At 62.0% G+C, this 25381-nt stretch carries 22 protein-coding genes and 4 pseudogenes; 20 read left to right on the forward strand and 6 right to left on the reverse strand.

The window, feature by feature from the left end; genetic code table 11:
* The first annotated feature begins 9 nt into the window (after positions 1 to 9).
* The 6 genes and pseudogenes from EKK97_RS05775 to EKK97_RS05800 all read left to right on the forward strand — a co-directional run bounded on the left by EKK97_RS05775 (position 10) and on the right by EKK97_RS05800 (position 6520).
* Entirely contained in the window at positions 10 to 1389 is a 1380-nt protein-coding gene (locus EKK97_RS05775; RefSeq protein ID WP_159550147.1) for an L-serine ammonia-lyase, read from the forward strand.
* Positions 1390 to 1663: 274 nt separating this feature from the next.
* On the forward strand, positions 1664 to 2437 hold the full coding sequence (locus EKK97_RS05780; RefSeq protein ID WP_159550150.1) for an ABC transporter ATP-binding protein: 774 nt from the start codon (positions 1664 to 1666) through the stop codon (positions 2435 to 2437).
* A pseudogene (locus tag EKK97_RS05785) lies at positions 2434 to 3185 on the forward strand (ABC transporter ATP-binding protein). Before EKK97_RS05780 ends, EKK97_RS05785 begins: the two are co-directional and overlap by 4 nt.
* A 178-nt stretch (positions 3186 to 3363) precedes the next feature.
* The gene (locus tag EKK97_RS05790) at positions 3364 to 4584 is read left to right on the forward strand and encodes an ABC transporter substrate-binding protein (protein WP_159550153.1); all 1221 of its coding nucleotides are present in this window, start codon (positions 3364 to 3366) and stop codon (positions 4582 to 4584) included.
* A 60-nt stretch (positions 4585 to 4644) separates the two neighbouring features.
* Entirely contained in the window at positions 4645 to 5532 is an 888-nt protein-coding gene (locus EKK97_RS05795; protein ID WP_159550156.1) for a branched-chain amino acid ABC transporter permease, read from the forward strand.
* A gap of 4 nt (positions 5533 to 5536) precedes the next feature.
* Entirely contained in the window at positions 5537 to 6520 is a 984-nt protein-coding gene (locus tag EKK97_RS05800; RefSeq protein WP_159550158.1) for a branched-chain amino acid ABC transporter permease, read from the forward strand.
* Positions 6521 to 6566: 46 nt separating this feature from the next.
* On the opposite strand, the gene EKK97_RS05805 is transcribed toward EKK97_RS05800, so the two are convergent.
* Positions 6567 to 7472 carry a LysR family transcriptional regulator gene (locus EKK97_RS05805; RefSeq protein WP_159550161.1) on the reverse strand — a complete coding sequence of 302 codons (906 nt, stop codon included), beginning with the start codon at positions 7470 to 7472 and terminating at the stop codon, positions 6567 to 6569.
* 121 nt (positions 7473 to 7593) lie between these two features.
* Between EKK97_RS05805 and EKK97_RS05810 the strand changes: the two genes are divergently transcribed.
* The 3 genes from EKK97_RS05810 to mtgA all read left to right on the forward strand — a co-directional run bounded on the left by EKK97_RS05810 (position 7594) and on the right by mtgA (position 10410).
* Positions 7594 to 8703, forward strand: a complete 1110-nt coding sequence (locus EKK97_RS05810) for an S-(hydroxymethyl)glutathione dehydrogenase/class III alcohol dehydrogenase (RefSeq protein WP_159550164.1) — start codon at positions 7594 to 7596, stop codon at positions 8701 to 8703.
* Positions 8704 to 8817: 114 nt separating this feature from the next.
* Positions 8818 to 9672 (forward strand): S-formylglutathione hydrolase, encoded by an 855-nt coding sequence (gene fghA / locus EKK97_RS05815; RefSeq protein WP_159550167.1) that lies wholly within the window; start codon positions 8818 to 8820, stop codon positions 9670 to 9672.
* Positions 9673 to 9696: 24 nt separating this feature from the next.
* On the forward strand, positions 9697 to 10410 hold the full coding sequence (mtgA, locus tag EKK97_RS05820) for a monofunctional biosynthetic peptidoglycan transglycosylase (protein WP_159550170.1): 714 nt from the start codon (positions 9697 to 9699) through the stop codon (positions 10408 to 10410).
* A 12-nt stretch (positions 10411 to 10422) separates the two neighbouring features.
* On the opposite strand, the gene EKK97_RS05825 is transcribed toward mtgA, so the two are convergent.
* A complete protein-coding gene (locus tag EKK97_RS05825) occupies positions 10423 to 11337 on the reverse strand; it encodes a DMT family transporter (protein ID WP_159550173.1) in 915 nt (304 codons plus the stop codon).
* Between the two features lie 214 nt (positions 11338 to 11551).
* On the opposite strand from EKK97_RS05825, the gene EKK97_RS05830 reads away from it, so the two are divergent.
* The 4 genes from EKK97_RS05830 (at position 11552) to EKK97_RS26060 (ending at position 14772) form a co-directional block, all read left to right on the forward strand.
* Positions 11552 to 11941 carry a DUF4168 domain-containing protein gene (locus EKK97_RS05830; protein ID WP_159550176.1) on the forward strand — a complete coding sequence of 130 codons (390 nt, stop codon included), beginning with the start codon at positions 11552 to 11554 and terminating at the stop codon, positions 11939 to 11941.
* 132 nt (positions 11942 to 12073) lie between these two features.
* Positions 12074 to 13987 carry a DUF294 nucleotidyltransferase-like domain-containing protein gene (locus EKK97_RS05835; protein ID WP_159550179.1) on the forward strand — a complete coding sequence of 638 codons (1914 nt, stop codon included), beginning with the start codon at positions 12074 to 12076 and terminating at the stop codon, positions 13985 to 13987.
* A 3-nt stretch (positions 13988 to 13990) separates the two neighbouring features.
* A complete protein-coding gene (locus EKK97_RS26055; protein WP_422673321.1) occupies positions 13991 to 14440 on the forward strand; it encodes an exonuclease domain-containing protein in 450 nt (149 codons plus the stop codon).
* Positions 14392 to 14772: a 3'-5' exonuclease family protein gene (locus EKK97_RS26060; protein ID WP_422673323.1), complete on the forward strand. Its 381-nt coding sequence runs from the start codon at positions 14392 to 14394 to the stop codon at positions 14770 to 14772. Before EKK97_RS26055 ends, EKK97_RS26060 begins: the two co-directional genes overlap by 49 nt.
* On the opposite strand, the gene EKK97_RS24315 is transcribed toward EKK97_RS26060, so the two are convergent.
* From EKK97_RS24315 to EKK97_RS05860, 4 genes and pseudogenes are all read right to left on the reverse strand, one after another.
* Positions 14767 to 16167: a putative bifunctional diguanylate cyclase/phosphodiesterase gene (locus EKK97_RS24315; RefSeq protein ID WP_422673559.1), complete on the reverse strand. Its 1401-nt coding sequence runs from the start codon at positions 16165 to 16167 to the stop codon at positions 14767 to 14769. The two genes, EKK97_RS26060 and EKK97_RS24315, sit on opposite strands and share 6 nt — an antisense overlap.
* A pseudogene (locus EKK97_RS26065) lies at positions 16104 to 16550 on the reverse strand (GAF domain-containing protein); the annotation flags it as partial. The gene EKK97_RS24315 and the pseudogene EKK97_RS26065, both read right to left, overlap by 64 nt.
* 230 nt (positions 16551 to 16780) lie before the next feature.
* Positions 16781 to 18462, reverse strand: a pseudogene (locus EKK97_RS05855) (BCCT family transporter).
* A 31-nt stretch (positions 18463 to 18493) separates the two neighbouring features.
* Entirely contained in the window at positions 18494 to 18919 is a 426-nt protein-coding gene (locus EKK97_RS05860; RefSeq protein ID WP_159550188.1) for a universal stress protein, read from the reverse strand.
* 427 nt (positions 18920 to 19346) lie between these two features.
* Between EKK97_RS05860 and EKK97_RS25675 the strand changes: the two are divergent.
* The 7 genes and pseudogenes from EKK97_RS25675 to EKK97_RS24320 form a co-directional block, all read left to right on the forward strand.
* A pseudogene (locus EKK97_RS25675) lies at positions 19347 to 19834 on the forward strand (ABC transporter ATP-binding protein); the annotation flags it as partial.
* A 174-nt stretch (positions 19835 to 20008) separates the two neighbouring features.
* Positions 20009 to 20491, forward strand: coding sequence for a TOBE domain-containing protein (locus EKK97_RS25680; RefSeq protein WP_340162965.1), 483 nt, complete (start codon positions 20009 to 20011; stop codon positions 20489 to 20491).
* Positions 20492 to 20605: 114 nt separating this feature from the next.
* Entirely contained in the window at positions 20606 to 21706 is a 1101-nt protein-coding gene (locus EKK97_RS05870; protein ID WP_234286519.1) for an extracellular solute-binding protein, read from the forward strand.
* A gap of 81 nt (positions 21707 to 21787) precedes the next feature.
* Positions 21788 to 23041, forward strand: a complete 1254-nt coding sequence (locus EKK97_RS05875) for an ABC transporter permease (protein WP_159550191.1) — start codon at positions 21788 to 21790, stop codon at positions 23039 to 23041.
* Positions 23042 to 23045: 4 nt separating this feature from the next.
* Complete coding sequence (locus tag EKK97_RS05880) at positions 23046 to 23897, forward strand: ABC transporter permease (RefSeq protein WP_159550194.1); 852 nt, start codon at positions 23046 to 23048, stop codon at positions 23895 to 23897.
* A gap of 313 nt (positions 23898 to 24210) precedes the next feature.
* Entirely contained in the window at positions 24211 to 24618 is a 408-nt protein-coding gene (locus EKK97_RS05885) for a hypothetical protein (protein WP_159550197.1), read from the forward strand.
* 107 nt (positions 24619 to 24725) lie between these two features.
* Positions 24726 to 25379, forward strand: coding sequence for a hypothetical protein (locus EKK97_RS24320; RefSeq protein WP_159550200.1), 654 nt, complete (start codon positions 24726 to 24728; stop codon positions 25377 to 25379).
* The last annotated feature ends 2 nt before the right edge of the window (positions 25380 to 25381 follow it).

Below are 25381 nucleotides of genomic sequence, written 5' to 3' on the forward strand. Positions count from 1 at the left end.
AGGTGATTCATGGCAATCAGTGTCTTCGATCTGTTCAAGATCGGTATCGGTCCATCCAGCTCTCATACCGTGGGGCCGATGCGCGCCGCCTACGACTTCGTCCAGGCGTTGCGCGAGGACGGTCTGCTCGAAAGAGTGGCTCGCATCGAGGTCAAGCTGTTCGGCTCCTTGAGCGCCACCGGCAAGGGGCATGCCACCGACCGTGCCGTGATCATGGGGCTGATGGGCGAACGTCCCGACCGGATCGATCCCGCCATCGTGGCGCCTTGCATCGAAGAGCTGCTCGAAGCCAGCACCCTGATGCTCGACGGCCGCCTGGCGATTCCCTTCCTCTGGTCACGTGACATGCAGTGGCACGACGAATGCTTGCCCTATCATCCCAACGCCATGACCCTGGTGGCTCACGGCCATGCCGAAACGCTGTGGAGCAACACCTACTATTCGATCGGTGGCGGCTTCGTCATCGATGAGGCGCAGGCCGAGCGGGGCGAGTTGGACCAGGACAATACCGTGCTGCCCTACGACTTCAATTCGGCAGCCGAGTTGATGGCGCTGTGCCGCATGCACGACATGCGTATCAGCGAGCTGATGCTGGAGAACGAGAAGGCCTGGCGCAGCGAGCAGGAGGTGCGCGATGGGCTGTGGCAGATCTGGCAGGCCATGCAAGCTTGTGTACAGCGTGGCCTGGAGCAGGAAGGCATACTTCCCGGTGGGCTCAACGTCAAGCGGCGTGCCGCGTCACTGCATCGCCGCTTGCTGGCGACGCGCGACGACCAGAGCCTGATCGCCTCCACGTTCGGCGCCATGGACTGGGTCAACGTCTTTGCCCTTGCGGTCAACGAGGAGAATGCAGCCGGTGGGCGCATGGTGACGGCGCCGACCAACGGGGCTGCCGGTATCATTCCGGCCGTGCTGCACTACTACATGAAGTTCCAACCCGGCGCCTGCGAGCGCGACGTGGTGGATTTCCTGCTGGCCGCCGCCGCAGTGGGCATCCTGTGCAAGAAGAACGCTTCTATCTCAGGGGCGGAAGTGGGCTGTCAGGGTGAGGTCGGTTCGGCTTGCGCCATGGCGGCCGCCGGGCTGGCCGAGGTCATGGGCGGCAGCGTTGCCCAGGTGGAAAACGCCGCCGAGATCGGCTTGGAGCACAACCTCGGGCTGACCTGCGATCCGGTGGGCGGCCTGGTCCAGGTGCCCTGCATCGAGCGCAACGCCATCGCTTCGGTCAAGGCGATCAACGCAGCACAGATGTCGCTGCGTGGTGATGGAGAGCATTTCATCTCCCTCGACAAGGCGATCCGCACCATGCGCGACACTGGGCGCGACATGCAAGACAAGTACAAGGAAACCTCACGCGGCGGCCTTGCGGTCAACGCCATCGAATGCTGAAAACGGCAGGGTGGCGCTAGCCACCAAGCCGGGTCCTCCCTCTCGACGCGATGCCTTGGCGGCATCGCGTTTTTCGTTCGCAAGCTACTGAAGTGGCGGTGTCTCTACGCCATTGGTCGAGTTCGACCCTTCGGCTATTGCTCCGCGGGATTGTCTCCTCTAGCTTACGTTAACGTAAAGGTTAGAAGTCCGGGCGAGGCCAAGCCAGCCATCGCCTTCACGACAACGACAACAATCAGCATGGATCGCCACGGCGATCCAGAGAGGACGTCTCATGACCCAGGAGTTCATACTGGAAACTCGCGGGTTGACCAAGCAGTTCCGCGGCTTTACCGCTGTGGACGACGTCAACCTGCAGGTCCGGGAGGGGCATATTCACGCCTTGATCGGCCCCAATGGCGCCGGCAAGACGACCGTCTTCAATCTCCTTACCAAGTTCCTGCCACCGACCCGGGGCGAGATTCTCTACCGGGGCAAGCCGATCACCGGCATGAAGGCCAACGAGATCGCTCGCATGGGCATGGTGCGTTCCTTCCAGATCTCGGCGGTGTTCGCCCACATGACCGCGCTGGAAAACGTGCGAGTGGCGCTGCAGCGCCCAATCGGCACATCGTTTCATTTCTGGAAATCCGAGCGAACCCTCGAACATCTCAATGAGCGGGCCGTCGAGCTGCTAGACGAGGTAGGCCTGCGCGATTATGCCGATGTGCTGACCGTGGAGATGCCCTATGGGCGCAAGCGTGCCCTGGAAGTGGCGACCACCCTGGCCATGAACCCAACCTTGATGCTGCTCGACGAGCCGACCCAGGGCATGGGCGCGGAGGACGTCGATCGTATCGTCGAGCTGATCCGGCGCGTGGCCAAGGGGCGTACGGTGCTGATGGTGGAGCACAATCTCAGCGTGGTGAGCCGGCTGTGCGACCGAATTACCGTGCTGGCTCGCGGTGCGGTGCTGGCGGAGGGTGACTATGAGACGGTTTCCGCCGACCCGCGGGTACGGGAAGCCTACATGGGCAGCGAAGCTGCGACAGAGGAGGCCCGCGCATGAACCAGGTGGTCGAACAGCCGACGCGTCCCGAATATCGGGACCACGACGGCGCTGAAATGCTGCGTATTCGCGACCTGCATGCCTTCTATGGCGAATCGCACATCCTGCATGGGGTCGATCTGGAGGTGCGCCGCGGCGAGCTGGTCACCCTGCTGGGGCGCAACGGCGCCGGACGCAGCACCACGCTTAAGGCAATCATGAGCATGGTGGGGCGACGTACCGGCTCGATCATGATCAACGGTACCGAGACCATCGGTATCAAGCCCCACCGTATCCCACGGCTGGGGATCGGCTACTGCCCGAGGAGCGCGGGATCTTTGCCAGCCTCGACGTGGAGGAGAATCTTCTGCTGCCGCCCACGGTGCGCTCGGGTGGGATGTCGATCGACGAAATCTACGAGATGTTCCCCAATCTCTACGAACGCCGCCGTAGCCAGGGCACGCGCCTTTCCGGCGGCGAGCAGCAGATGCTGGCCATGGCTCGCATTCTGCGCACCGGAGCGCGGATGCTGCTGCTCGACGAGATCACCGAAGGCTTGGCGCCGGTCATCGTGCAGAAGCTTGGCGAGGTTCTCGTCAAGCTGCGCGACCGTGGCATGACCATCGTGCTGGTGGAACAGAACTTCCGTTTCGCCGCGCCGCTGGCCGACCGTCACTACGTCATGGAGCATGGGCGAATCGTCGAGGAAATCAGTGCCGCCGAGCTGCCATCCAAGCGCGACCACCTGAATTCCCTGCTGGGCGTCTAGCCGCTTGGCCTGAGGAACACGGCACGCCCTGCTACGAACAGGCGAGCCATTACCCATCCGCACCTAGCGGAACATAAGAAGCACAACAGCACGACATTGTTCTCGTAACCACAACCAAGCGCGTCCTTGCAGGGTGCGTGACAACAACAAACTGCCCGACTGGGCTATGGAGACGGAAATGACCTTCATCAAGAAGACTCTCGCCAGCAGCATTGCCATTGCCGCCACCGCCGCCATGGCGACTGCCGCCCAGGCGGAGATCAGCGATGGTGCCGTGCGCATCGGCTATCTGGCCGACATGTCCGGCACTTATCGCGACCTGGCTGGGCCGGGCGGCCTGGAGGCGCTGCGCATGGCGGTCGAGGACTTCGGCGGCAGCGTCAACGGGGCGCCGATCGAGGTGTTCAGCGCCGACGACCGTAACAGCGCCGACGTGGGCGCCAATACCGTTCGCGAGTGGGTGGATCAGCGCAGCGTCGACCTGGTCGCCGGCATGGTGGCTTCTTCGGTGACCATCGCCGTGACCAATGTGCTCGAGGCCAACGACAAGCTGGGGATCGTGTCCGGCTCTGCGGCTTCCAGCATCACCAACGAGCACTGTACTCCGAATCACATCCACTGGGTCTATGACACCTATCCGCTGGCCAACGGCACCGCCAGGGCGGTCGTCGAGCAGGGCGGTGACACTTGGTTCATGCTCACTGCCGACTATGCCTTCGGCCATGCGCTCGAGGCCGACGTCTCCAAGGTAGTGGAGGAGAATGGCGGCCAGATCGTCGGTGGCGTGCGTCATCCGTTCCCCACCGATGACTTCTCTTCCTACATTCTCCAGGCCCAGGGCTCCGGAGCCGAAATCATCGGCCTGGCCAATGCCGGGGCCGATACCGTCAACGCCATCAATACCGCCAGCCAGTTCGGCGTGGTGGAAGCCGGTCAGCAGCTCGCCGGCCTGTTGGTGTTCCTCAACGACGTTCATGCCATGGGGCTCGAGGCGACCCAGGGCCTGCTGCTGACCACTGGCTGGTACTGGAACATGGACGACGAGTCCCGTGAGTGGGCCGAGCGCTATTACGAGCGGGTGGGCCGCATGCCGACCATGGTCCAGGCCGGCATCTACTCCAGTACCATGCATTATCTGGAGGCCGTTCAGGCCACCGGCAGCGACGACACTCAGACGGTGCGTGAGCACATGATGCGCCAGCCAATCCACGATTTCTTCGCCCGCAACGGTCGTATTCGCGAAGACGGCCGCATGGTGCACGACATGTACCTGGCGCGAGTGAAGTCGCCGGACGCTTCCACCCACGAGTGGGACCTCTATGAGATCCTGACTTCCATTCCCGCCGAAGAGGCCTACCGCCCGCTTTCGGAGAGCCAGTGCAAGCTGGTGCAGAACTGAAGCACGCACGATTGGCGGCGGCCGTGGCCGCCGCCCCTCTGACGGCGAGGAGAACCTGACATGACGATGATATTCGGCGTGCCGTTGGCGGTGTTCATGGGCCAGCTTCTGTTGGGTCTGATCAACGGCGCCTTCTACGCCCTGCTGAGCCTCGGGCTGGCAGTGATCTTCGGCCTGCTGAAGATCGTCAACTTCGCCCACGGAGCCATGTACATGCTGGGGGCGTTCGCCACGCTGCTGGGCATGCGCTACCTGGGCATCAACTACTGGGCGGCATTGTTTCTGGCGCCGCTGGCGGTGGGCCTGTTCGGCATGGTGATCGAGCGAGTCCTGTTGCGCCGCATCGGCCATCTCGACCATCTCTATGGCCTGCTGTTGACCTTCGGCCTGGCTCTTATCTTCGAGGGTTCGCTGGTAAATTTCTTCGGCGTGTCCGGGGCGCGCTACCCGACCCCTGAACTGCTGCAGGGCGGTTATCAGACCGGCTTCATGTTCCTGCCCAAGTACCGCGCTTGGGTATTGCTGGCCGCCGTCGTCGTGTGCTTCGCCACCTGGTACATGATCGAGCGCACACGGCTCGGCGCCTACCTGCGGGCCGGCACCGAGAATCCGGCGCTGATGCAGGCCTTCGGCGTCAACGTGCCGTTGCTGGTCACGCTGACCTACGGCTTCGGTGTGGCGTTGGCCGCCTTTGCCGGGGTGCTGGCCGCACCGCTCTATCCGGTTTCGCCGACCATGGGCTCCAACCTGCTGATCGTGGTCTTCGCCGTGGTGGTCATTGGCGGCATGGGCTCGATATTGGGTGCCATCGTCACCGGGTTGGCGATGGGGCTGATCGAAGGCCTGACCAAGGTGTATTACCCAGAGGCGGCCAATACCGTGATCTTCCTGGTGATGATCCTGGTGCTGCTGCTCAGACCCGCCGGACTCTTCGGCAAGGAGGCATGACGACATGGCCACGACTCAGACCCTGACCCCGTCGATGAAGCGCGAGCGTCGCGCCAGCCTGCGTCGCAACGTCTTCTATCTGGTACTGATCGCCATCGGCCTGATAGCGCCCTTTGTCGCCTATCCGGTGTTCCTGATGAAGGTGCTGTGCTTCGCCCTGTTCGCCTGTGCCTTCAATCTGCTGCTGGGGTACGCCGGCCTGCTTTCCTTCGGTCATGCGGCGTTCCTGGCGACCGGGGGCTACGTGACCGGTTATCTGCTGGCAAGCTATCCGGCGCTGACCCCCGAGCTGGGGATTCTGATCGGTACGGCCGCGGCCGTGGTGCTGGGTGCCGTCTTCGGCGCACTGTCGATTCGCCGCCAGGGCATCTACTTCGCCATGGTCACGCTGGCCCTGGCGCAGCTGATGTTCTTCTTCTACATCCAGGCGCCCTTCACCGGCGGCGAGGATGGCCTGCACGGGGTCCCGCGCGGACACCTGCTTGGCATCGTCGACCTGCGCAGCAACCTGGCCATGTACTACTTCGTCTTCGCCGTGTTCCTGTTCGGTTTTGCCCTGATCCAGCGCACCGTGCATTCACCGTTCGGCCAAGTGCTCAAGGCGATCCGGGAGAACGAGCCGCGGGCCGTATCGCTCGGCTATAACGTCGATGCCTACAAGCTGGTGGCATTCATCCTTTCGGCCGGTCTGGCCGGCCTGGCCGGTTCCACCAAGACCGTGGTGTTCCAGCTCGCCTCGCTCACCGATGCGCATTGGCACATGTCCGGCGAAGTGATCCTGATGACGCTGCTGGGTGGAGTGGGGACGCTCTTCGGCCCGGTGGTGGGCGCGGGGCTGGTGGTGAGCCTGCAGCACTTGCTGGCGCAGTCGCCGCTGGGCAACTGGGTCGGCCCTATTCTCGGTGCCATCTTCGTGATCTGTGTGCTCAGCTTCCGCAGCGGCATCGTGGGTGAGGCGATGAAGATGTACCGCAAGAACTTCAAGTGAGGACGTCGGCAAGGCCTCTTCCTGGCGCCCTTCGGGGCGCCTTTTTTCATTCCACGGTAGAGCTACAGGCCTGCTCCAGCCGGGCGGGGAGATGTTCCACCAGGTAATCGACGAACTGGCGTACCTTGGCGGCATGCTGGCGGTGTCGTGGCATGACCGCCCACACCCCCGCATCGCGGCACTGGAAGCGTGTGAGTACCGCGGTCAAATTGCCGTTAGCGAGATAGGGCATGACGTAGTAGTCGGGCAGCTGTGCCAGCCCCAGCCCCTTGAGTGCGGCATCGAGCAGGGCGGGACCCGAGTTGGCCTGCCATGGCCCCTGCACGCGAACCTCGCGGTGCAGGCCATCAATGTCGAAGCGCCAGACATCGCGCGAGCCGATCAGGCAACGATGGTGAACCAGTTCCGCGATCGAATGGGGCTGCGACACACCCTGGAAGTAGTCGGGGGAGGCGACGACGAATTCGCGCCGTTCGCACAGGCGGCGCGCTATCAGTGATGAGTCCTGCAGGGTGCCCATGCGAATGACCACATCGTAGCCTTCGTCGATCACATCCACCTGGCGGTTGGTCAGGTGCAGGCGCATCTCGAGCTGGGGATGCAGGCGCAGGAAGTCGTTGACCAGTGGCGCTAGGAAGCGCTCGCCGAAAGTGGTGGCGCAACTGAGCCGTAGCACCCCGTGGGGCCGCTCCTGCAAACTCTGCAGGGCGGTTTCGGCCTCGCGAAAGCCATCCAGAAGTTCGCGGCAGCGCGCATAATAACGTTCGCCAGCATCAGTGAGATGAATCTGGCGCGTGGTTCGATAGAGCAAGGGCAGCCCCAGCTCCTGTTCGAGTTGAGCTACCTGACGACTGATGTGGGAATTGGATACTTGAAGCTGGCGTGCGGCCGCGGCGAAGGTGCCGAGCCGGACCACTTCCACGAAGGCTTCGATGCCGTCCCAGTGAGCCATTGGCGCCTCATCGTTGCACAGCTGAAATAATGTTGTGTCGTCGTTTCCCTATCATCATAACGTTGCGCGAACCTAAACTGATAGAGGTTGCGATAATACATCAGGACATCAGGAGATTTGCATGAAGTCGCGTGCCGCCGTCGCTCTCGAAGCGGGTAAGCCTCTCGAACTCACCGAGATCGATGTGCAAGATCCCAAGGCCGGGGAGGTGCTGGTGCGCATCAAGGCCACCAGCGTGTGCCACACCGACGCCTTCACGCTTTCCGGGGCCGACCCCGAGGGCTTGTTCCCCTCGGTACTGGGCCACGAGGGGGCCGGCATCGTCGAAGCCGTGGGTGAGGGCGTCACCAGTGTCAAGCCCGGCGACCATGTCATCCCGCTCTATACCGCCGAGTGCGGCCAGTGCAAGTTCTGCCGCTCGGGCAAGACCAACCTGTGTCAGGCGGTGCGCGCCACCCAAGGCCAGGGGCTGATGCCCGACGGCACCTCGCGCTTCTCGCTCGACGGCAAGATGCTGCACCACTACATGGGCTGCTCGACCTTCAGCGAATACACCGTGCTGCCCGAGGTCTCCCTGGCGGTGGTCTCGAAGGAAGCGCCGCTGGACAAGATCTGCCTGCTCGGCTGCGGCGTGACCACCGGCATCGGCGCGGTGCTCAACACCGCCAAGGTGGAGCCGGGCTCCACCGTCGCCGTGTTCGGCCTCGGTGCCATCGGCCTGGCGGTGATCCAGGGCGCACAGATGGCCAAGGCCAGCCGCATCATCGCCATCGACGTCAATCCGGACAAGTTCGAGCTGGCGCGCCAGTTCGGCGCTACCGACTTCGTCAATCCCAAGGAGCACTCGGATCCGATCCAGCAGGTGATCGTCGACATGACCGACGGCGGGGTCGACTACTCCTTCGAGTGCATCGGCAACGTCAACGTGATGCGCTCGGCGCTGGAGTGCTGCCACAAGGGCTGGGGCGAGTCGGTGATCATCGGCGTGGCCGGGGCCGGCGAGGAGATCTCGACGCGGCCGTTCCAACTGGTCACGGGCCGGGTGTGGCGCGGCTCGGCGTTCGGCGGGGTGAAGGGGCGCAGCGAGCTGCCGGGCTACGTGCAGCGCTACATGGACGGCGAGATCAAGATCGACGAGTTCATCACCCACGACATGCCATTCGAGCAGATCAACGAGGCATTCGAGCTGCTGCACGCGGGCAAGAGCATTCGTACGGTGCTGCACTTTTGATAGGCGCCTGGCACCTCGCGATATGAGGCGTGACGGCGGCTACGCACAGGGAGCTGCCTACAAATTGCCGTTCCGGTCGCTATCCTTGGGTAGCGACCGCAAGGAGACCGCACCATGACCATGACCGAGAACCTCGAGCCGATATCGAGCAACAAGAGCTTTGGCGGCTGGCACAAGCGTTACCGACACCGCTCGCGGGCGCTGGATTGCGAAATGGAGTTCGCCATCTACCTGCCACCCCAGGCCGAGACCGAGCGTGTGCCGCTGCTCTGGTGGCTGTCGGGTCTGACTTGCACCGACGAGAACTTCATGCAGAAGGCAGGGGCACATCGCGTGGCGGCGGAGCTGGGCATCGCTATCGTCTGCCCCGATACCAGCCCGCGGGGCACGGATCTGCCGGGTGAGCACGAAAGCTATGACTTCGGTTCGGGGGCGGGCTTCTACGTCAATGCCACGCAAGAGCCGTGGAAGAAGCATTATCGGATGTACGACTATGTGGCTGAGGAACTGCCCTCGGTGGTGCGCCAGCATTTTCCGCTCAATGGCCGTGAGGCGATCAGCGGCCACTCGATGGGTGGGCATGGAGCGCTGATTCTGGCACTGCGTCGGCCTGGGCACTACCGTTCGGTGTCGGCGTTCTCGCCGATCGTCAATCCCACTCAGTGCCCTTGGGGCCGCAAGGCCTTCCGCGGCTACCTGGGTGACGATCCTGGTGCCTGGACCCAATACGATGCCTGCGAGCTGGTGGCCAAGGGCGCCTCGAGCCAGCCGCTCTTCATCGATCAAGGCGAGGCCGATCAGTTCCTGGAGGAGCAGCTCAAGCCGGAACGCCTCGAAGCCGTGTGCGAAGAACACGATCACCCCCTGACGTTGCGCCGTCAGCCGGGGTATGATCACAGCTATTTCTTCATCGCCACCTTCATCGAGGATCACCTGCGCTACCATGCCGAGCATCTTCACAAGCCGTGAGCGAACCCCCCGCCAGGGTGGGTCATGATCCGCCATTGGTTACAACGCCTGATGCGCTGGGCGGCCCTCACCGGGGCCGCCTTCGTCGTACTGTCCATTGCGCTGGTGATGCTGCTGCGGCATGTGCCCGTGCACGGTTCCATGGTCATGCTGGAGCGCAAGGTCGAGGCGTGGCTGGCCGGTGAATCATTGCCTATCCAGCATCAGTGGCGCCCTTGGGAGGAGCTTTCCGATCATGCCAAGCTGGCCGTCATCGCCGCCGAGGATCAGCGTTTCGCCGTACATCGCGGCTTCGATGTGGACGAGATGCGTCGGGCATGGGAAGCAAGTCGCAATGGCACCCGCCTGCGCGGTGCCAGCACCATCAGCCAGCAAACCGCCAAGAATCTATTCCTGTGGACGGGGCGCAGTTGGGTGCGCAAAGGATTTGAGGCCTGGTTCACCGTGCTGATCGAGGCGCTATGGCCGAAACAGCGTATTCTTGAGGTCTATCTCAATATCGTCGAATGGGACCAGGGCGTGTTCGGCCTGGAGGCGGCGGGGCAGCATTATTTCGGTGTCTCGGCCGATCGCCTCAACGATGTGCATGCCAGCCGCCTGGCGGCTATCCTGCCCAATCCTCGGGCTTGGGACGCCAGCCGGCCGGGGCCTCACGTGGAGCGTCGCAGCCAGTGGATTCGTCAGCAGATGCGCAATCTCGGCGGCCCCCGCTACCTCGAGGGGTTGGCGGCCGAGTGAAACATCGCCTTGCTATCGCCGCGCCTGTCCGCGTGCCGCGAGCACCACCCCAACGATGGTGACGGCCATGCCGACCAGCGCCGTCATGGGCAAGCGTTCGTCGAACAGCCACCAGGCCTGCAGTGCCGTAACGGGCGGGACCAGGTAGAACAGGCTGGCCACGCGTGAGGCTTCGCCGCGCCGAATCAGGGCCATCAGCAGCAGAATGGCGGCAATCGACAGCACCAGCACCAGCCAGCCCAGGGTCAGTACAAAGGTGGCGGTCCATTCGATGTGGCGCTCCTCCAGCAGCAGCGCACCGAGGCCGAGCAGCACGCCGGCGGAGAGATACTGCACCACCGTCCCTGAGAGTAGCGGCATGCCGGTACAGAAGCGCTTCTGGTAGAGCGTACCCAGGGTAATGCCCGCCAGAGCGACGAGTACGCAAGCCAGCGCCCCGAGACCGAAGCCCTGGAACGAGGCAGTACCCGGGTCGAGCTTGCTGCCCAATACCATGGCGATACCGACCAGTCCCAGGGCGAGCCCCAGCCATTGAATGGCAGTGATGCGCTCGCCCAGTAGTGGGCCTGCCAGCGTTGCCGTCAGCAGCGGCTGCAGGCCGACCAGCAGTGCGGTGAGACCCGCCGGCATGCCCAGATAGATACCGTAGAAGACGCCGCCCAGATAGGCCGCATGTACCAGCAGCCCCGACACGGCGATGTGCCCCCTCAGTCGCCAGTTGCCCGGCCAGGCTCCCCCCATCACTTTCACCAACGGTATCAGCAAGGCGAGGGTCAGCACGAAGCGAATGAACAGGAAAGTGAAGGGCTCGGCATGGGGCAGGCCGAACTTGGCGCCAATGAATCCGGTACTCCACAGGGCCACGAACAGGACCGGCATGCTGGCCAGCAGCGCGGCATCGAGACGAGAGTTGGCGGAAGTCGTCATGAAGAAGGGAGTCCTTATGCACTGGCAGAAACAAGCATCGACGATACTGTGTTGCCGGGCGCAGAGAAAGCTAGCAGGTTAACTTTTTACCGTTGAGATGTCTTGAAAATGGCATTCGCGAAAATTTTTACATTTCGTAACATAAAAAACTGAACTCTGCTCGTTCCCTCTCGTCAGACCTCTTACATTCACAGCAACACCCTTGGAGGTATTCATGCAACGGATGACTGCACTGTTTTCGGCTGCCCTGCTCGCTGCCGGGCTAATGACCGTACAGGCGCACGCTCAGCAAGATCCCGCCCAGGACCCGGCCGGTCAGCCGCAAGCGCAGGCACCCGCTCAGGACTTCTCCGACGACCAGCTTCAGCAGTTCGCCGATGCCTCTCAGGAAATCGCTGTGATTTCGCAGGAGTATACCGAACGACTGCATGCGGCCGAGGATGAGCAGACCCAGCAGGAAGTGCGCATGGAGGCCAATGATCGCATGGTCGAGGTGGTTGAGCAGAACGGCCTCGACGTGGATACCTTCAATGCCATCGGCCATGCCATCCAGCAGGATCCGGAGCTGATGCAGCGCGTTCAGCAGATGGCAGAGCAGTCTTAATCGACACTCGCCATCGGTAGATCGACGAGAAAGGCCACCTTCGGGTGGCCTTTCTTGTGTCTGGACTCAGCGGGCCTTTATGCTTTGGAAGCACGGCATGCGTCTGGCATCGATACGAGGAGTCCTATCGACATGGAAGCGGAATTACTCGAAATCCGGCAGCACATGGGGCGTTTCCCGCCTTTCGATGCTCTCGACGACGAGCTGCTCGACGAAGTGGCCGGGCAGGTCGAGGTACGCTATTTCAAGGCCGGTGCCGACATTCTGCAGCTCGATCAGGAACTCCATGAGCTGTGCTATATCCGCAGTGGCGCGGTGGAGGTCCGGCGTCGTACGGGCGATCTCTACGATCGCCTGGGCGAAGGCGACATCTTCGGTCATTTCAGCCTGTTGAGAAACAACCGGGTTCGCTTCCCGGCCCGTGCCCTGGAAGATACGCTGATCTATTACATTCCCGAGGCGGTCTTCATGCGCCTGTGCGAGGTCGATGAGCACTTCGCCGATTTCGTGGAACTGGAGCGCCCGCGGCTGGAAGCGGCGGTAGAGGAACACAAGAAAGCCAATGACATGATGATCACTCGGGTGCGCAAGCTGCTGACGCGTTACCCGGTCATGGTCGAAGCCAGTACGCCGGTACAGGAGGTGGCACGCCAGATCACCGAGGCGCAGGCCTCGGCGGCGCTGATTCTCGACGAGCCGGACGGCGATCCGCGGCACACCTTTACCGACAGCGAAGAGCGGCCCTGGCGGCTACGTGGCATCCTGACCGACAGTGACTTTCGCACGCGTATCGTGGCCGAGGGGCTTGGATCCGATACGCCGGTGGGCGAGCTGGCGGGTGGAAGGCTGATTACCATCCAGTCGGACGAATCGGTACACGAAGCCATGCTATGCATGCTGCGTAACAACATTCACCATCTGCCGGTCCTCTATCGCCGCCGCCCGGTCGGCGTTCTCCATCTTTCCGACATTATCCGCTACGAGACCCACAGCAGCCTTTACCTGGTCAGCAACATTTTCCATCAGTCCAGTGTAGAGGGCCTGGCCCGCCTGGCACCCGACGTGCGCGCCGCCTTCATCCGCATGGTCGAGGAGGGGGCCAATTCCCAGATGGTCGGCAGCGCCCTGTCCACCATCGGTCGCAGCTTCGTACGGCGCCTGCTGGAACTCGCCGAAGCGGCGCTTGGCCCCCCACCGGTGGCGTACTGCTTCATGGTCAACGGTTCCATGGCGCGCAACGAACAGACCGTCGTCACCGACCAGGACAATGCCCTGGTGCTGGCAGACAATTTCCATCCGGCCAGGCACGACGACTATTTCGCCGAGCTGGCAAGATTCGTCAGTGACGGCCTGGATGCTTGCGGTTTTCCATACTGCAAGGGAGGCGTAATGGCGACCAATCCCCAGTGGCGACAGCCACTATCGGTATGGAAGCGCTATTTCACGGAGTGGATCGAGTCGCCGACTCCCGAGCGTCTCCTGCATTGTTCGATATTCTTCGATCTCGACAGCGCCTATGGCGAGGAGGCCTACGTCGAGCAGCTACAGGACGTGATCGCGCGAATGGCGCCGGATAGCCCCCGGTTTCTGGCCGCCATGGCCCGCAACGCGCTGAATCGTACGCCTCCGTTGGGATTCTTTCGCACCTTCGTGATGGAGAAGGATGGCAAGCACAACAACTCGATCAATCTCAAGCGCCGTGGAACGGCGCCGCTGGTCGATTTGATCCGCGTGCATGCGCTGGCCTGCGGTTCGCGCGCCCAGAACAGCTTCGAGCGGCTCGACGACATTGCAGCCACACAGCTGTTGGCGCCGGGAGTTGGAGACAAGCTGCGCTATGCCATGGAACTGCTCTCCATGGTGCGAATTCGCCATCAGGTCATCGATCTCCAGCAGGAACACGAGCCGGACAATAACATCGAGCCCGAGAACGTGGCTGACAGTGAGCGTCACCACCTCAAGGATGCGTTTCAGGTCCTCAGCCACGCCCAGAAGTTCCTCAAGTATCGCTATCCGATACCAGCGCATAGCGGACGGGCTCGCTGAATCATGCTGTCCTACCGTTTTGCGGCGCGTTCACACGGCCACGAGTGGCCCGCCTATTTCCAGCGCAGAGCCGCGGAAGTTCAGGATCCTCTGCTGCGACGTTTCTTTGCCGCGGACTGGCCGGCGCCCGACACTCCCATCGGTGAGGTGCCGCTGGTGGCCTTGGATCTGGAAACCACAGGGCTCGACGTTCAGCGCCACGCCATCGTCAGCATCGGGCTGGTTCCTTTCAATCTCGACCGGATCATGCTGGCACAGCGACGCTATTGGCTGGTACGTCCCAGTCGGCCGTTGTCCGAGGCCTCGATCGCCTTCCATCGCATCACCCATTCGGAAGTGGCCGAGGCGCCCGATCTCGGGACATCCTGCCCGAGCTGCTCGAGGCATTGTCAGGACGGCTGGCCGTGGTGCATTTCCGCCATATCGAGCGGCCTTTTCTCGATGAAGCGATAAAGGCACGGTTGGGGGAGGGGGTACGGTTCCCGGTGATCGACACCATGTCGCTGGAAGCGCGGCTGTACCGACTCTCGCTGTGGTCGCGTCTGAGGCGTTGGATGCGGCGGCCGCCGGTCTCGATACGCCTGGGCGATAGCCGGCGGCGCTATGGACTGCCTCTTTATCAGGGGCATCACGCCCTGGTCGATGCGCTGGCCACCGCGGAATTGTTCCAGGCGCAGGTGGCCAGCCACTATGGCCCGAGCTGCCCGTCAGTGCGCTATGGACTTAGGCTCATGGACCGCGATGCACTGTCCGACTCATCGTACAACCTGGGCCTGGTCTCATAGCCACTGTTTGGCGAAGGTATCCCCATCCACGGGACGACCGAAGTGGAAGCCCTGCACGCCGGTGCAGCCCAGCGCGCTCAGCGCCTCGGCCTGCTCGGCGGCCTCGACGCCTTCGGCCACCGTCAGCATGCCCAGGGTCTGGGCCATGGCGATGATGGTCGAGACGATGGCATGATCGTGGCTGCTCTTGAGCATGTCCTTGACGAAGGACATATCGATCTTGAGGGTGTCGGCGGCAAAGCGCTTGAGGTAGGAGAGCGAAGAGTAACCCGTGCCGAAATCGTCGATCGCCAGGCTGAAGCCCGCGCGACACAGCGCCCGGGTCACACGCACCGTTTGCTCGGGGTTGCGCATCAGGCCGCTCTCGGTGAGTTCAAGACCCAGTTTGCCGGGGGGCACCCGCGTGGCAATGCGCTGGATATGTTCGGCCAGGCGGGGGTCGTCCATCTGCTGTGCCGAGACATTGACCGACAGTCGCCCAGGGAAGGGCTTGCCCTGCCGCTCCCAGGTCATGAGCTGTTGGCAGGCAGCTTCCAGCACCCACTCGCCCAGAGCGCAAATGAGGCCCTGCTCCTCCGCCAACGGGATGAAAGTGGCGGGGCTGACATGTCCCAGAATCTCATCGTGCCAGCGACACAGTGCTTCGGCGCCGATCAGTTTGCCGGTCTTGAGGCTGAACTGGGGCTGGAAGGCGAGCGACAGCTTGTCCTTGGCCAAGGCTTCGCTGAAACGCAGCTGCAGGATTTCGTACTGATGGAGTTCGTCCGCCATGGTGGCGGTGAAAAAGCGAGTGCGGCTGCTGTCCTGCTTGGCATGGTTGAGCGCGATACTGGCATGCTGGAACAGCGACTGCGCCGTGTCGGCATCGCGGGGAAACAGTGCCGCCCCGACACTGGCGGAAATCGAGAAGCTGCGCTCCGATAGTCGGATCGGTGCCATGAGGCTGCTGCGGTATCGCTCGATGGCATGAGCCATTGCGGCGGGGCGGGTGTCGGTGAGCAATACCATGAACTCATCGCCACCCAGCCGGGCGATGAACTCACCGGGCTCGACCTGGGCGCTGAAGCGTCCGGCAATTTCGGCCAGGAGCAGGTCGCCAAGTTCGTGTCCCTGGGTGTCGTTGATCTGGCGAAAGCGCTGCAGATCGAGATACAGCAACCCCAGGCAGTTGCCGCGCAGGCGGGCCTGTTCGCAAGCTTCCTCCAGCCGCTCCATGAAATAGCGCCGATTGGGTAGCCCCGTGACGCTATCCAGTAGATGAGCTGCTGGATACGGTAGTCGCTGCTGCGCCGCTTCTCCTCCTCCGTCCGACGTGCCATTTCGGCACCCGCTTGGGCCGCGGCGATGCGCAGCACTTCCGGGGCATAGGCACTCAGCTCGAGAGGGCGGCTGGATAGCACCGCGAGCAGGCCGACGAGATCTCCCTGGGGCGCGCGCAGCGGTATGCCCACGTAGCTCTCGACGCCCAGCTCCTGGAGCATCGCATCGTCTGGAAAACGTTGACAGACGCCATCGGGAAATTCGCAGATTTCATCATTCAACACGTGCTCGCACGGCGTGCCTGCGAGTGCATAGACCGTAGCGGGCTGCAGCGCGCCCCTGGACCAGAAGGCGACGGTTCGGATGGAAGCATTATCGGAAAGCAGCTTTCCGATGAGCACGTGCTCCCCATCGAGTATCGTGGATATGCGCTCGACCAAGTGGTCGAACGCCTGGGGAGTGCCGGCCTTGCCCAAGCCATCGGCGAGCAGACGAAAGGCGTCTTCGGGTGCCATCATGGGCGTAGAACGGCTCCTTAGGCATAGTTGTAATGATCTATTGAGGAATATGCCCGAAGCGATAGCGTGTTGCTAGTGGTTGACAGCTTCATGAAACACTTGACGGATAGGAACTTTTTCGTGCATGAGCATGAGCGCCGTATGGGCCGGGGAACGTCGTGCACCCCGCGTGATCAGGCTGGACCGACAGGCCGCAGGCGGCTCGATGTGCCGCCTGCGGTTGGCTCGAGTCAGCTGCGTGGCTCGCTCATCAGGCCCTTGATGATGGCATAACAGCCGGCCAGTAGCACCAAGGTAAAGGGTAGTCCGGTCGAGACGGCCATTGCCTGCAGGGCGACCAGGCCGCCGCCAAGCAACAGGGCAATGGCAATGACTCCCTCGATGACAGCCCAGAATACCCGTTGGGGCTTTGGCGCATCGACTTTGCCGCCGGCAGTGATCGTATCGATGACCAGCGAGCCGGAATCCGACGAGGTGATGAAGAATACCACCACCAGCACGATCCCGACGAACGAGGTGATGGCCGTTAGCGGCAGCTCACCGAGCATGACGAAAAGCTGCAGCTCGAGGGCGGCGTCCTGCACCCCTTCGAAGCCGGCACCGACCAATTGATTGATGGCGGTTCCCCGAAGGCGGTCATCCACAGTACCGAGACCAGCGAAGGCACCAGCAGCACGGCAACCAGGAATTCACGTACGCTGCGGCCGCGGCTGACTCGGGCGATGAACATGCCGACGAAGGGCGACCAGGAGATCCACCAGGCCCAATAGAAGGCGGTCCAGCCCTGGGTGAAGTTGGCATCCTCGCGGCCGAAGGGATTCGACAGCGCAGGCAGGTTGACCACATAGGCGCCAAGATTCTGGAAGAAGCCGGTTAGGATCAATAGGGTCGGTCCCACCAGGATGACGAACAGCAGCAGTAGTACGGCCAGGCCCATGTTGATCTCCGAGAGCCGGCGCACGCCCTTGTCGACCCCGGCCAGGATCGACACGATGGCAACGGCGGTGATGCCGAGAATCAGCAGCACCATGGTGGCGTCTGTCTCGGGCACGCCAAACAGGTAGCTCAGTCCGGCCGAGGCCTGCGAGGCGCCGAGGCCCAGCGAAGTGGCAAGCCCGAACAGGGTCGCGAACACGGCCAGGATATCCACGATGTGACCGGGCCAGCCCCATACCCGCTCGCCCAGCAGTGGATAGAAGATCGAGCGCATGGTGAGCGGTAGACCCTTGTTGAACGAGAAGATGGCCAGCGCCAGGGCTACCACGGCATAGATCGCCCAGGGGTGCAGTCCCCAATGATAAATGGTGGCGGCCATGCCCAGGCTAGCCGCGCCCGCAGGATCGTCGGCGGCGGCACCGAGCGGTGCCCAGTCGGTACGGACGCCATCCTCGACGGTAGTGCCGCCGAGTGCCGCACCGAAGTGCGACATCGGCTCGGAGACGCCGTAGAACATCAGGCCGATGCCCATGCCGGCAGCAAACAGCATGGCGAACCAGCCGCTATAGCTAAAGTCTGGCTTGGCATGCATGCCGCCGATACGGACCTTGCCCAGCGGAGATACGATCAAGCCCAGGCACAGCAGCACGAAGATGTTCCCGGCCAGCAGGAAGAACCAGGACAAGTTGCCGGTAAGCCAGTCGCGCATGGCATTGAACAGCGGCTCGACCTCGGCCTGCAGGGCAAGGGTGATGACCACGAAGAACACTGTGACCAGTGCCGAGATGGTAAATACCTTGCCGTGCAGGTCGATGCTGAAACCCAATTTGTCGGTGGCCAGATTGTCCTGGCCGATGACGTAATCGGTATCGATAAGATTGGCCGGTCCCTCCGGGGCCGGCACGCCTTCCGAGGAGGGCTCTGCCTCCTTGGTGCGCTCGTCGCGAGAATCATGTGCCACGTTATGCTCTCCCATGGGCGTATGAAGTGTGAATGGCGATGGGCGGTCAGTCGCGAGGCGGCCTGACCAGGAAAACCGAGACATCGGTATGGGTGGCGATCTTGCCACCGTGGGACGGCATGATGACGTCCAGATGCTTCGGGGGGTGAGTCGGCATGACGACCAGGTCAGCATTGACGTCCTGAATCGCTGCGATCAAGAGGTCGTCGAGATCGGCGATTGGGTCGGCGCTGCTGATGGTGTGGGTGGAGACGGGCTGACCATGGGTCGCCGCACGCTGCTGGGCAAAGGTTTCCAGCTTGCGCTGGTACTCCTCAGGACTCCTGGCCACGCTGCCTGGGGCAGTGGAGGTCACCCCCACGTAGCAGACCTCGGCATGATAGTGCCGGGCCAGGTCGGCCACGGTCTGCAAGGAGGGTTCAAGTATCTTCAGATGGGCAAGATCGATGGGGACCATGATTTTTTTGTACATGTCATGTTCTCCGGTTTCACGTGGGTGGACGTCCAACGAGGCGAACGAGTTGGCGCATCGACGACGTTACGTAACGTCAAGTGTGGCGTCTCTGGCGCGGCATGCCAGTTCTGAAGAGAAATTTGCCCTTGCCGGAAGTGGTATTATTGTGAACAAGGATTGTACACGAATGTATCGGCGTTGCCGAATCAACCTTCGAAAACTTGGCGTTAGCCTTGTTGTAACCTAAAGTTTTCTTTAGGTGACAGTGCGTTAAACGAACTTCCTTTTGCTGTCTCAATTGCGGTTCAACGCTATTTGGACCCTATGGGGATTGCGATGATTGACGGTAAAGGAATAGTGTCAATGAATTCCAACAAGAACACTGGCCAGCTTGAGGAGCGAAGCCTTTCACTTCGCCGACGATGGCCATGAGCGGGAACCCTGCATGAACGAAAGTCTGCAACAAGAACGCAACGATAGCGCAAGGGAAGCCAGACACGACGCCGATTCGCACTTCGCCCGCTTCATCAACGTGCAGAAGAGCTACGACGGAATCGAATTGGTCGTGAAGGGCTTCAATCTCGACATCCACCGCGGCGAGTTCGTCACGCTGCTGGGCCCTTCCGGTTCGGGCAAGACTACCTGCCTGATGATGATGGCGGGCTTCGAGACGCCGACCCATGGCCAGATACTGCTCAAGGGCGAGCCGATCAACGATCTGCCGCCGCACAAGCGGGGCATTGGCATGGTCTTCCAGAACTACGCTCTCTTCCCCCACATGTCGGTCGCCGAGAACCTCGCCTTCCCCTTGAGGTTCGCCACCTGTCCAAGAGCGAGATCAAGCGCAAGGTCGAGCGCGCGCTGGCCATGGTGCGTCTGGAGCATTTCGGTGACCGGCGTCCGGCACAGCTGTCGGGTGGCCAACAGCAGCGCGTGGCCCTGGCCCGGGCGCTGGTCTTCGAACCCGAGCTGGTGCTGATGGATGAACCGCTGGGTGCGCTCGACAAGAATCTGCGGGAGGAGATGCAGTACGAGATCAAGCGAATCCATGCCGACCTTGGCATCAGCATGATCTACGTGACCCACGATCAGACCGAAGCGCTGACCATGTCCGATCGCATCGCGGTCTTCAATGATGGCGTGGTGCAGCAGCTTGCTCCGCCCGAAGCACTCTACGAAGCGCCGGAAAACGCCTTCGTCGCCAACTTCATCGGCGAGAACAATCGACTCTTCGGTGAAGTCACCGAAACCATCGGCGACAAGTGCCAGGTCCGCCTCGACAGTGGCGAAACGGTACTGGCCAAGGCTGTTGCGGCGGGCGGTATTGGCGCACGCACGACGCTCTCCCTGCGCCCGGAGCGGGTCGATATCGTATCGAACGGTGCCGAAGAGGCTTTCGATAACCGCTTCCGTGCCGAAGTGAGGGAGGTCATCTACCTGGGCGACCACCTGCGCACCCGTGTCAGCGTCTGCGGCAACGATGAATTCATTCTCAAGACACCCAATGCGAAGGGTTACGCTTCGCTGAGGCCGGGCCAATCGGTGGAGATCGGCTGGTCCAGTGATGACTGTCGGGCCCTGGATGCCTGAACGTACCAACGTGTGGCGATGCCACCCCTGTGGCAATAAGTACAACAGTGACAAGAAGTACAACAAGCGTGGAGATCGACGATGAAACACAATGAACAAGCAGGGAAACCGGCTGTGAAACTGCCGGTTCTGAAACTGATGGTATGTGCCGTGGCAGGGGCCTCGACCCTGGGCCTTGGTGCCATGGCGCAGGCTCAGCAGACACTCAATATCGTCTCCTGGGGTGGCGCTTACACCGCGAGCCAGCAAAAGGCCTACCACGAGCCCTGGATGGAGCAGACCGGCGATCAGATCGTCAACCTCGACCGCAGCGGTAACGCTCTGGCCGGCTTGCGTGCACAGTCCCAGGCGGGCAACGTGACCTGGGATCTGGTCGACATGCTGCCGGCCGATGCCATGATCGCCTGCGCCGAAGGTTTGATCGAGCCGCTGGATCACGATGCGCTGCTGGCGGACGCGCCGGACGGTACGCCGCCGAGCGAGGACTTCGTCGACGGTGCCTTGGGCGAATGCTTCGTTGCCTCGATCGTCTACTCCAACATCGTTGCCTTCAATACCGAGATGTTCCCGGAGGACAATCAGCCCAGCACCATCGCCGATGTCTTCGATCTGGAGAACTTCCCCGGCAAGCGCACCCTGCTGCGCAAGCCGATCAATAACCTGGAGTGGGCGCTGGTCGCCGACGGCGTCGCGCCGGAAGACGTCTACGACGTGCTCGAGACGGAAGAGGGCATCCAGCGCGCCTTCGCCAAGCTCGACACGATCAAGGACCATGTAATCTGGTGGGAGGAGGGCGCCCAGCCGCCACAACTGCTCGCCGACAAGGAGGTGGCCTTCGGCTCCGCCTACAATGGCCGCATCTTCGATGCCATGGTCAGCGAGAACCAGCCCTTCGAAATCATCTGGGACGCCCAGGTGTTCGAGCTGGATGGCTGGGTAGTACCCGTCGGGAAGCTCGACAAGGTGAAGGATTATCTTTACTTCGCCACCGATACCCAGCGGCTCGCCGACCAGGCCCAGTACATCTCCTATGGTCCGGCACGCTACTCCTCTTCGGACATGGTCTCGGTCCACGCCGAGACGGGGATCGACATGATGCCGCACATGCCGACATTCCCGCCCAACTTTGCCACGGCCATCCAGAAGGACGACGAGTTCTGGGCCGACTACAACGACGAGCTGACCCAGCGCTTCGACGCCTGGCTGGCTCAGTAAGCCGTTCCACCCACCCGGCTCCCGGCCGGGTGGGTGTCTGTCGACTCTCTTTTCGTCATGTCGTTTCCTGGAGGGGCCCGAGTGTCCGAAACTCCCACTTCCCCTTTGACCACCGCCGATGGCGTACCGCTCAAGGTCAGCCTGCGTCGCGCCGTGAGACGCTCGAAGCTGAAGGCGTTCCTGCTGGTATCGCCACTGCTGCTGTTCCTTATCGTCGCCTTCGTCATGCCTATCGGCGAAATGCTTTGGCGCAGCGTCGACAATCCCGAGGTTTCGACGCATCTGTCACGCACCGTCGATGCGCTGGAGGGTTGGGACAGACAGTCGCTACCCGACGAACCGGTCTTCGCCGCCTTGGTGGAAGACCTGCGTGAAGGCCAAGAAGGCCGTAACCTGGGGCTGCTATCGAGCCGCCTGAACTATGAGAAGTCAGGCATGCGTTCGGCGATCACTCGTACGGCGCGTCAACTGCGAACCGTCGAGCCGCCTTATCGCGAAGCGCTGATCGAGATCAACGATACTTGGGGCGAACTCGACACCTGGAAACTGATCCAGCGCGAGGCGACCCCCTACACGCTTGCCTACTATCTGGCGGCAGTGGACCGTCAGCTCACGCCAACGGGCGAGATCGTCCAGGTACCGGACCATCTCAAGGTACATGTCTCGCTGTTCTGGCGTACCTTCTGGATGAGCGCGGTAATTACCGGCCTTACTCTGTTGCTCGGTTACCCGATCGCCTTCCTGCTGTCGAGCTTGCCGCTGCGCCATTCGAACCTGCTGATGATCCTGGTGTTGCTGCCGTTCTGGACCTCGCTGCTGGTGCGGACCACGACCTGGATCGCGATTCTCCAGTCTCAGGGGGTGCTCAACGACCTGATGGTCGCCATCGGCGTGATCGCCGACGAGGCCCGCTGGCAGATGATTCACAACAAGACCGGCACCATCGTGGCGATGACCCATATCTTGCTGCCGTTCATGATCCTGCCGCTCTACTCGGTGATGAAGACCATTCCTCCGAGCTACATGCGTGCGGCACGCTCACTCGGTGGGCGTCCCTTCCTGTGCTTCCGGCGGGTCTACTTCCCGTTGACCATTCCGGGCATCGCAGCGGGCGGTATCCTGGTATTCATCCTGTCAATCGGCTACTACATCACACCGGCTCTGGTGGGTGGGCAGTCAGGGCGCTTCATCACCAACTACATCGCTTACCACATGCAGACCTCACTGAACTGGGGACTGGCCGCGGCCATTGCCTCGATCCTGCTGTTGGTGGTGATCGTCTTCTACATGGTCTTCAATCGCCTGATCGGCGTCGACAAGGTCAAGCTGGGGTAATCCAATGGCCATTCCTTCCTACGCCACCCGCGGTGAACGAATCTGGCACTACGTGTTCCTGGGAATCTGTGCGCTGATCTTCCTGTTCCTGGTGGGGCCGCTGCTGATCATCATCCCGCTCTCGTTCAATGCGCAGCCCTATTTCACGTTCAGCCAGGAGATGCTGACCCTCGACCCGGCAGGCTACTCGCTGCGCTGGTACGAGGACTTCTTCACCTCGCGGGCATGGCTGCATGCGATCAAGAACAGCTTCATCATCGGTATCGCTTCGACGATCCTGGCGACGGTCCTGGGTACCATCGCAGCGCTGGGACTGTCGAGCCGGCACATGCCGGCGCGTGGGGCTATCATGGCGCTGCTCATTTCGCCGATGATCGTGCCGCTGATCATTTCAGCGGCTGCCATGTTCTTCTTTTTCTCCAAGATCAACCTGGCGCAAACCTACCTCGGCGTGATTCTGGCGCACACCGCGCTTGGCATACCGTTCGTCGTCATTACCGTGACGGCCACCCTGTCGAGTTTCGATACCACGTTGATCAGGGCGGCACATAGCCTCGGGGCCAACCCCACCCGTACCTTCTTCAAGGTGGTGTTGCCACTGGTAACGCCGGGCGTCGTTTCCGGGGCCCTGTTCGCCTTCATCACTTCCTTCGACGAAGTCGTGGTGGTGCTGTTCATCTCCGGACCCGCTCAGACCACCATGCCGATCCAGATGTGGTCCGGTATCCGCGAACAAATCAGCCCCACGATCCTGGCAGTGGCGACCCTGCTGGTGCTGCTTTCCATGCTGCTGCTGACGACGCTGGAGCTGTTGCGACGTCGCAGCGAGCGTCTTCGGGGCGTTACGCCGGAATAGTTCGTCGGGTGTTCGTGCCTCCTCCCCCGCAGGGGCCCTATGGGGCCCCTGCTGCATTTTGGTGTCTCTGGTTCCACCTCTCATCGCTACGCCATGCGTAAGCCGAGCTCCTCAAAACCAACGTGGCGGTTATCTGTAGCAGACCTAGCCATGTGCCAGTTTGCGCCACCCTAATGGCTGATATGAGGGAGAAAAATGATCTGTGTCTTTTTGTGCAAGTTTTTGTTTTCTATGAAGTAAGTGGGTAATTGGTCGAGCTGGCACAGCCTGTGCTGCAGGAAGGGGGAGGACGAACCAACCAGGGAGAATCCACATGAGCCATGAGAAGCGTGCAAGCAGGTCTGCCAGGCGATTGACGGCCTTGGCCTCGGCAGTTGCCCTTGCGCTGGGAACGTTGTCGCTTGCCGGCTGCGGCAATGATGACGACGAGCTTCCTCCGGTCGAGGAGGAACGTCCCACCATGGAGGAACAGGGTTCGCCGATGCAGGATACTACGGCTGATCCCGGCATCGACCAGACCGACTCCGCCGCCGGCGATGGCGCCGCTGACCCTGCTACCGGTGTCGAGGAGAACCCGGAGGGGGCTGATGTGGCTCCCGAGCAGGACCCGCTCCCCGAGGCTGAACAGGAGCCGGTGCCTGACGGGCAGCAAACCACCATGGACGAGGATCAAGAGGACGATCCTCTGGTGGACGACGAGGAACAGCAGGGTGGTACCTAATCAGGTCTCTCTCGCTTATGCGCTGTCAGAGGAATGACGGCACAGGACAGGAAGCCCATTACATTTCGATTTCGTCGCAAGGCGATGTCGCAGGAGGTGGAAGTATGATGTCCAAGGAATTTCTGAAGAAGCTAGGCGTTCTTGGCGTGACCATGGGGCTGACCGCCAGCCCGCTGGCCCTTGCCCAGCAGACACAGCAGGACGAATACCAGACTCAGCCGGGTACCGAGCAGCCGGGCGATTACCCTGGCACTGATGCCGCTCCCGGCCATGAAACCGGCCCTGGCGTGGATCCCGGTGATCCCGCTGCTCCTGGCATCGACGGTACTACCGAGCCGGGCGCGGACCCGGGAATGCCGGGTACTGAAGCTCAGCCGGGCATGCAGCAGGATCCAGGCATGCAGCAGGATCCGGGCATGCAGCAGGATCCGGGCATGCAACAGGATCCAGGCATGCAGCAACAGCAGCCTGGCACCACCGATCCGGGGTTTGAAACCACTCCGGGAACCGGCACCGATGCAGCACCGGGTCATGAGACCGGCCCTGGCGTCGACCCCGGTGATCCCGCTGCCCCTGGCATCGACGGTACCACCGAGCCGGGCGCGGATCCGGGCATGCCGGGCACCGAGGCTGCCCCTGGCGATGAACCCGGCTTCGGCAGCGGAACCGAAGCGATGCCGGGCGATGAACCCGAGTTCGAATACGAGAACGAGGAAGAGGAGTGGGACTATCCGGAGGATGACGAGAAGAGCGATTCGTAATC

It is taken from the genome of Billgrantia tianxiuensis, assembly GCF_009834345.1.
Taxonomy (GTDB): Bacteria; Pseudomonadota; Gammaproteobacteria; order Pseudomonadales; family Halomonadaceae; genus Halomonas; species Halomonas tianxiuensis.

Excerpts from the sequence above, each read along its gene's own strand:
- EKK97_RS05775 (WP_159550147.1), top strand. The coding sequence starts at position 10 with ATGGCAATCAGTGTCTTCGATCTGTTCAAGATCGGTATCGGTCCATCC.
- EKK97_RS05780 (WP_159550150.1), top strand. The coding sequence starts at position 1,664 with ATGACCCAGGAGTTCATACTGGAAACTCGCGGGTTGACCAAGCAGTTC.
- EKK97_RS05790 (WP_159550153.1), top strand. The coding sequence starts at position 3,364 with ATGACCTTCATCAAGAAGACTCTCGCCAGCAGCATTGCCATTGCCGCC.
- EKK97_RS05795 (WP_159550156.1), top strand. The coding sequence starts at position 4,645 with ATGACGATGATATTCGGCGTGCCGTTGGCGGTGTTCATGGGCCAGCTT.
- EKK97_RS05800 (WP_159550158.1), top strand. The coding sequence starts at position 5,537 with ATGGCCACGACTCAGACCCTGACCCCGTCGATGAAGCGCGAGCGTCGC.
- EKK97_RS05805 (WP_159550161.1), bottom strand. The coding sequence starts at position 7,472 with ATGGCTCACTGGGACGGCATCGAAGCCTTCGTGGAAGTGGTCCGGCTC.
- EKK97_RS05810 (WP_159550164.1), top strand. The coding sequence starts at position 7,594 with ATGAAGTCGCGTGCCGCCGTCGCTCTCGAAGCGGGTAAGCCTCTCGAA.
- fghA (WP_159550167.1), top strand. The coding sequence starts at position 8,818 with ATGACCATGACCGAGAACCTCGAGCCGATATCGAGCAACAAGAGCTTT.
- mtgA (WP_159550170.1), top strand. The coding sequence starts at position 9,697 with ATGATCCGCCATTGGTTACAACGCCTGATGCGCTGGGCGGCCCTCACC.
- EKK97_RS05825 (WP_159550173.1), bottom strand. The coding sequence starts at position 11,337 with ATGACGACTTCCGCCAACTCTCGTCTCGATGCCGCGCTGCTGGCCAGC.
- EKK97_RS05830 (WP_159550176.1), top strand. The coding sequence starts at position 11,552 with ATGCAACGGATGACTGCACTGTTTTCGGCTGCCCTGCTCGCTGCCGGG.
- EKK97_RS05835 (WP_159550179.1), top strand. The coding sequence starts at position 12,074 with ATGGAAGCGGAATTACTCGAAATCCGGCAGCACATGGGGCGTTTCCCG.
- EKK97_RS26055 (WP_422673321.1), top strand. The coding sequence starts at position 13,991 with ATGCTGTCCTACCGTTTTGCGGCGCGTTCACACGGCCACGAGTGGCCC.
- EKK97_RS05860 (WP_159550188.1), bottom strand. The coding sequence starts at position 18,919 with ATGTACAAAAAAATCATGGTCCCCATCGATCTTGCCCATCTGAAGATA.
- EKK97_RS25680 (WP_340162965.1), top strand. The coding sequence starts at position 20,009 with ATGTCCGATCGCATCGCGGTCTTCAATGATGGCGTGGTGCAGCAGCTT.
- EKK97_RS05880 (WP_159550194.1), top strand. The coding sequence starts at position 23,046 with ATGGCCATTCCTTCCTACGCCACCCGCGGTGAACGAATCTGGCACTAC.
- EKK97_RS05885 (WP_159550197.1), top strand. The coding sequence starts at position 24,211 with ATGAGCCATGAGAAGCGTGCAAGCAGGTCTGCCAGGCGATTGACGGCC.
- EKK97_RS24320 (WP_159550200.1), top strand. The coding sequence starts at position 24,726 with ATGTCCAAGGAATTTCTGAAGAAGCTAGGCGTTCTTGGCGTGACCATG.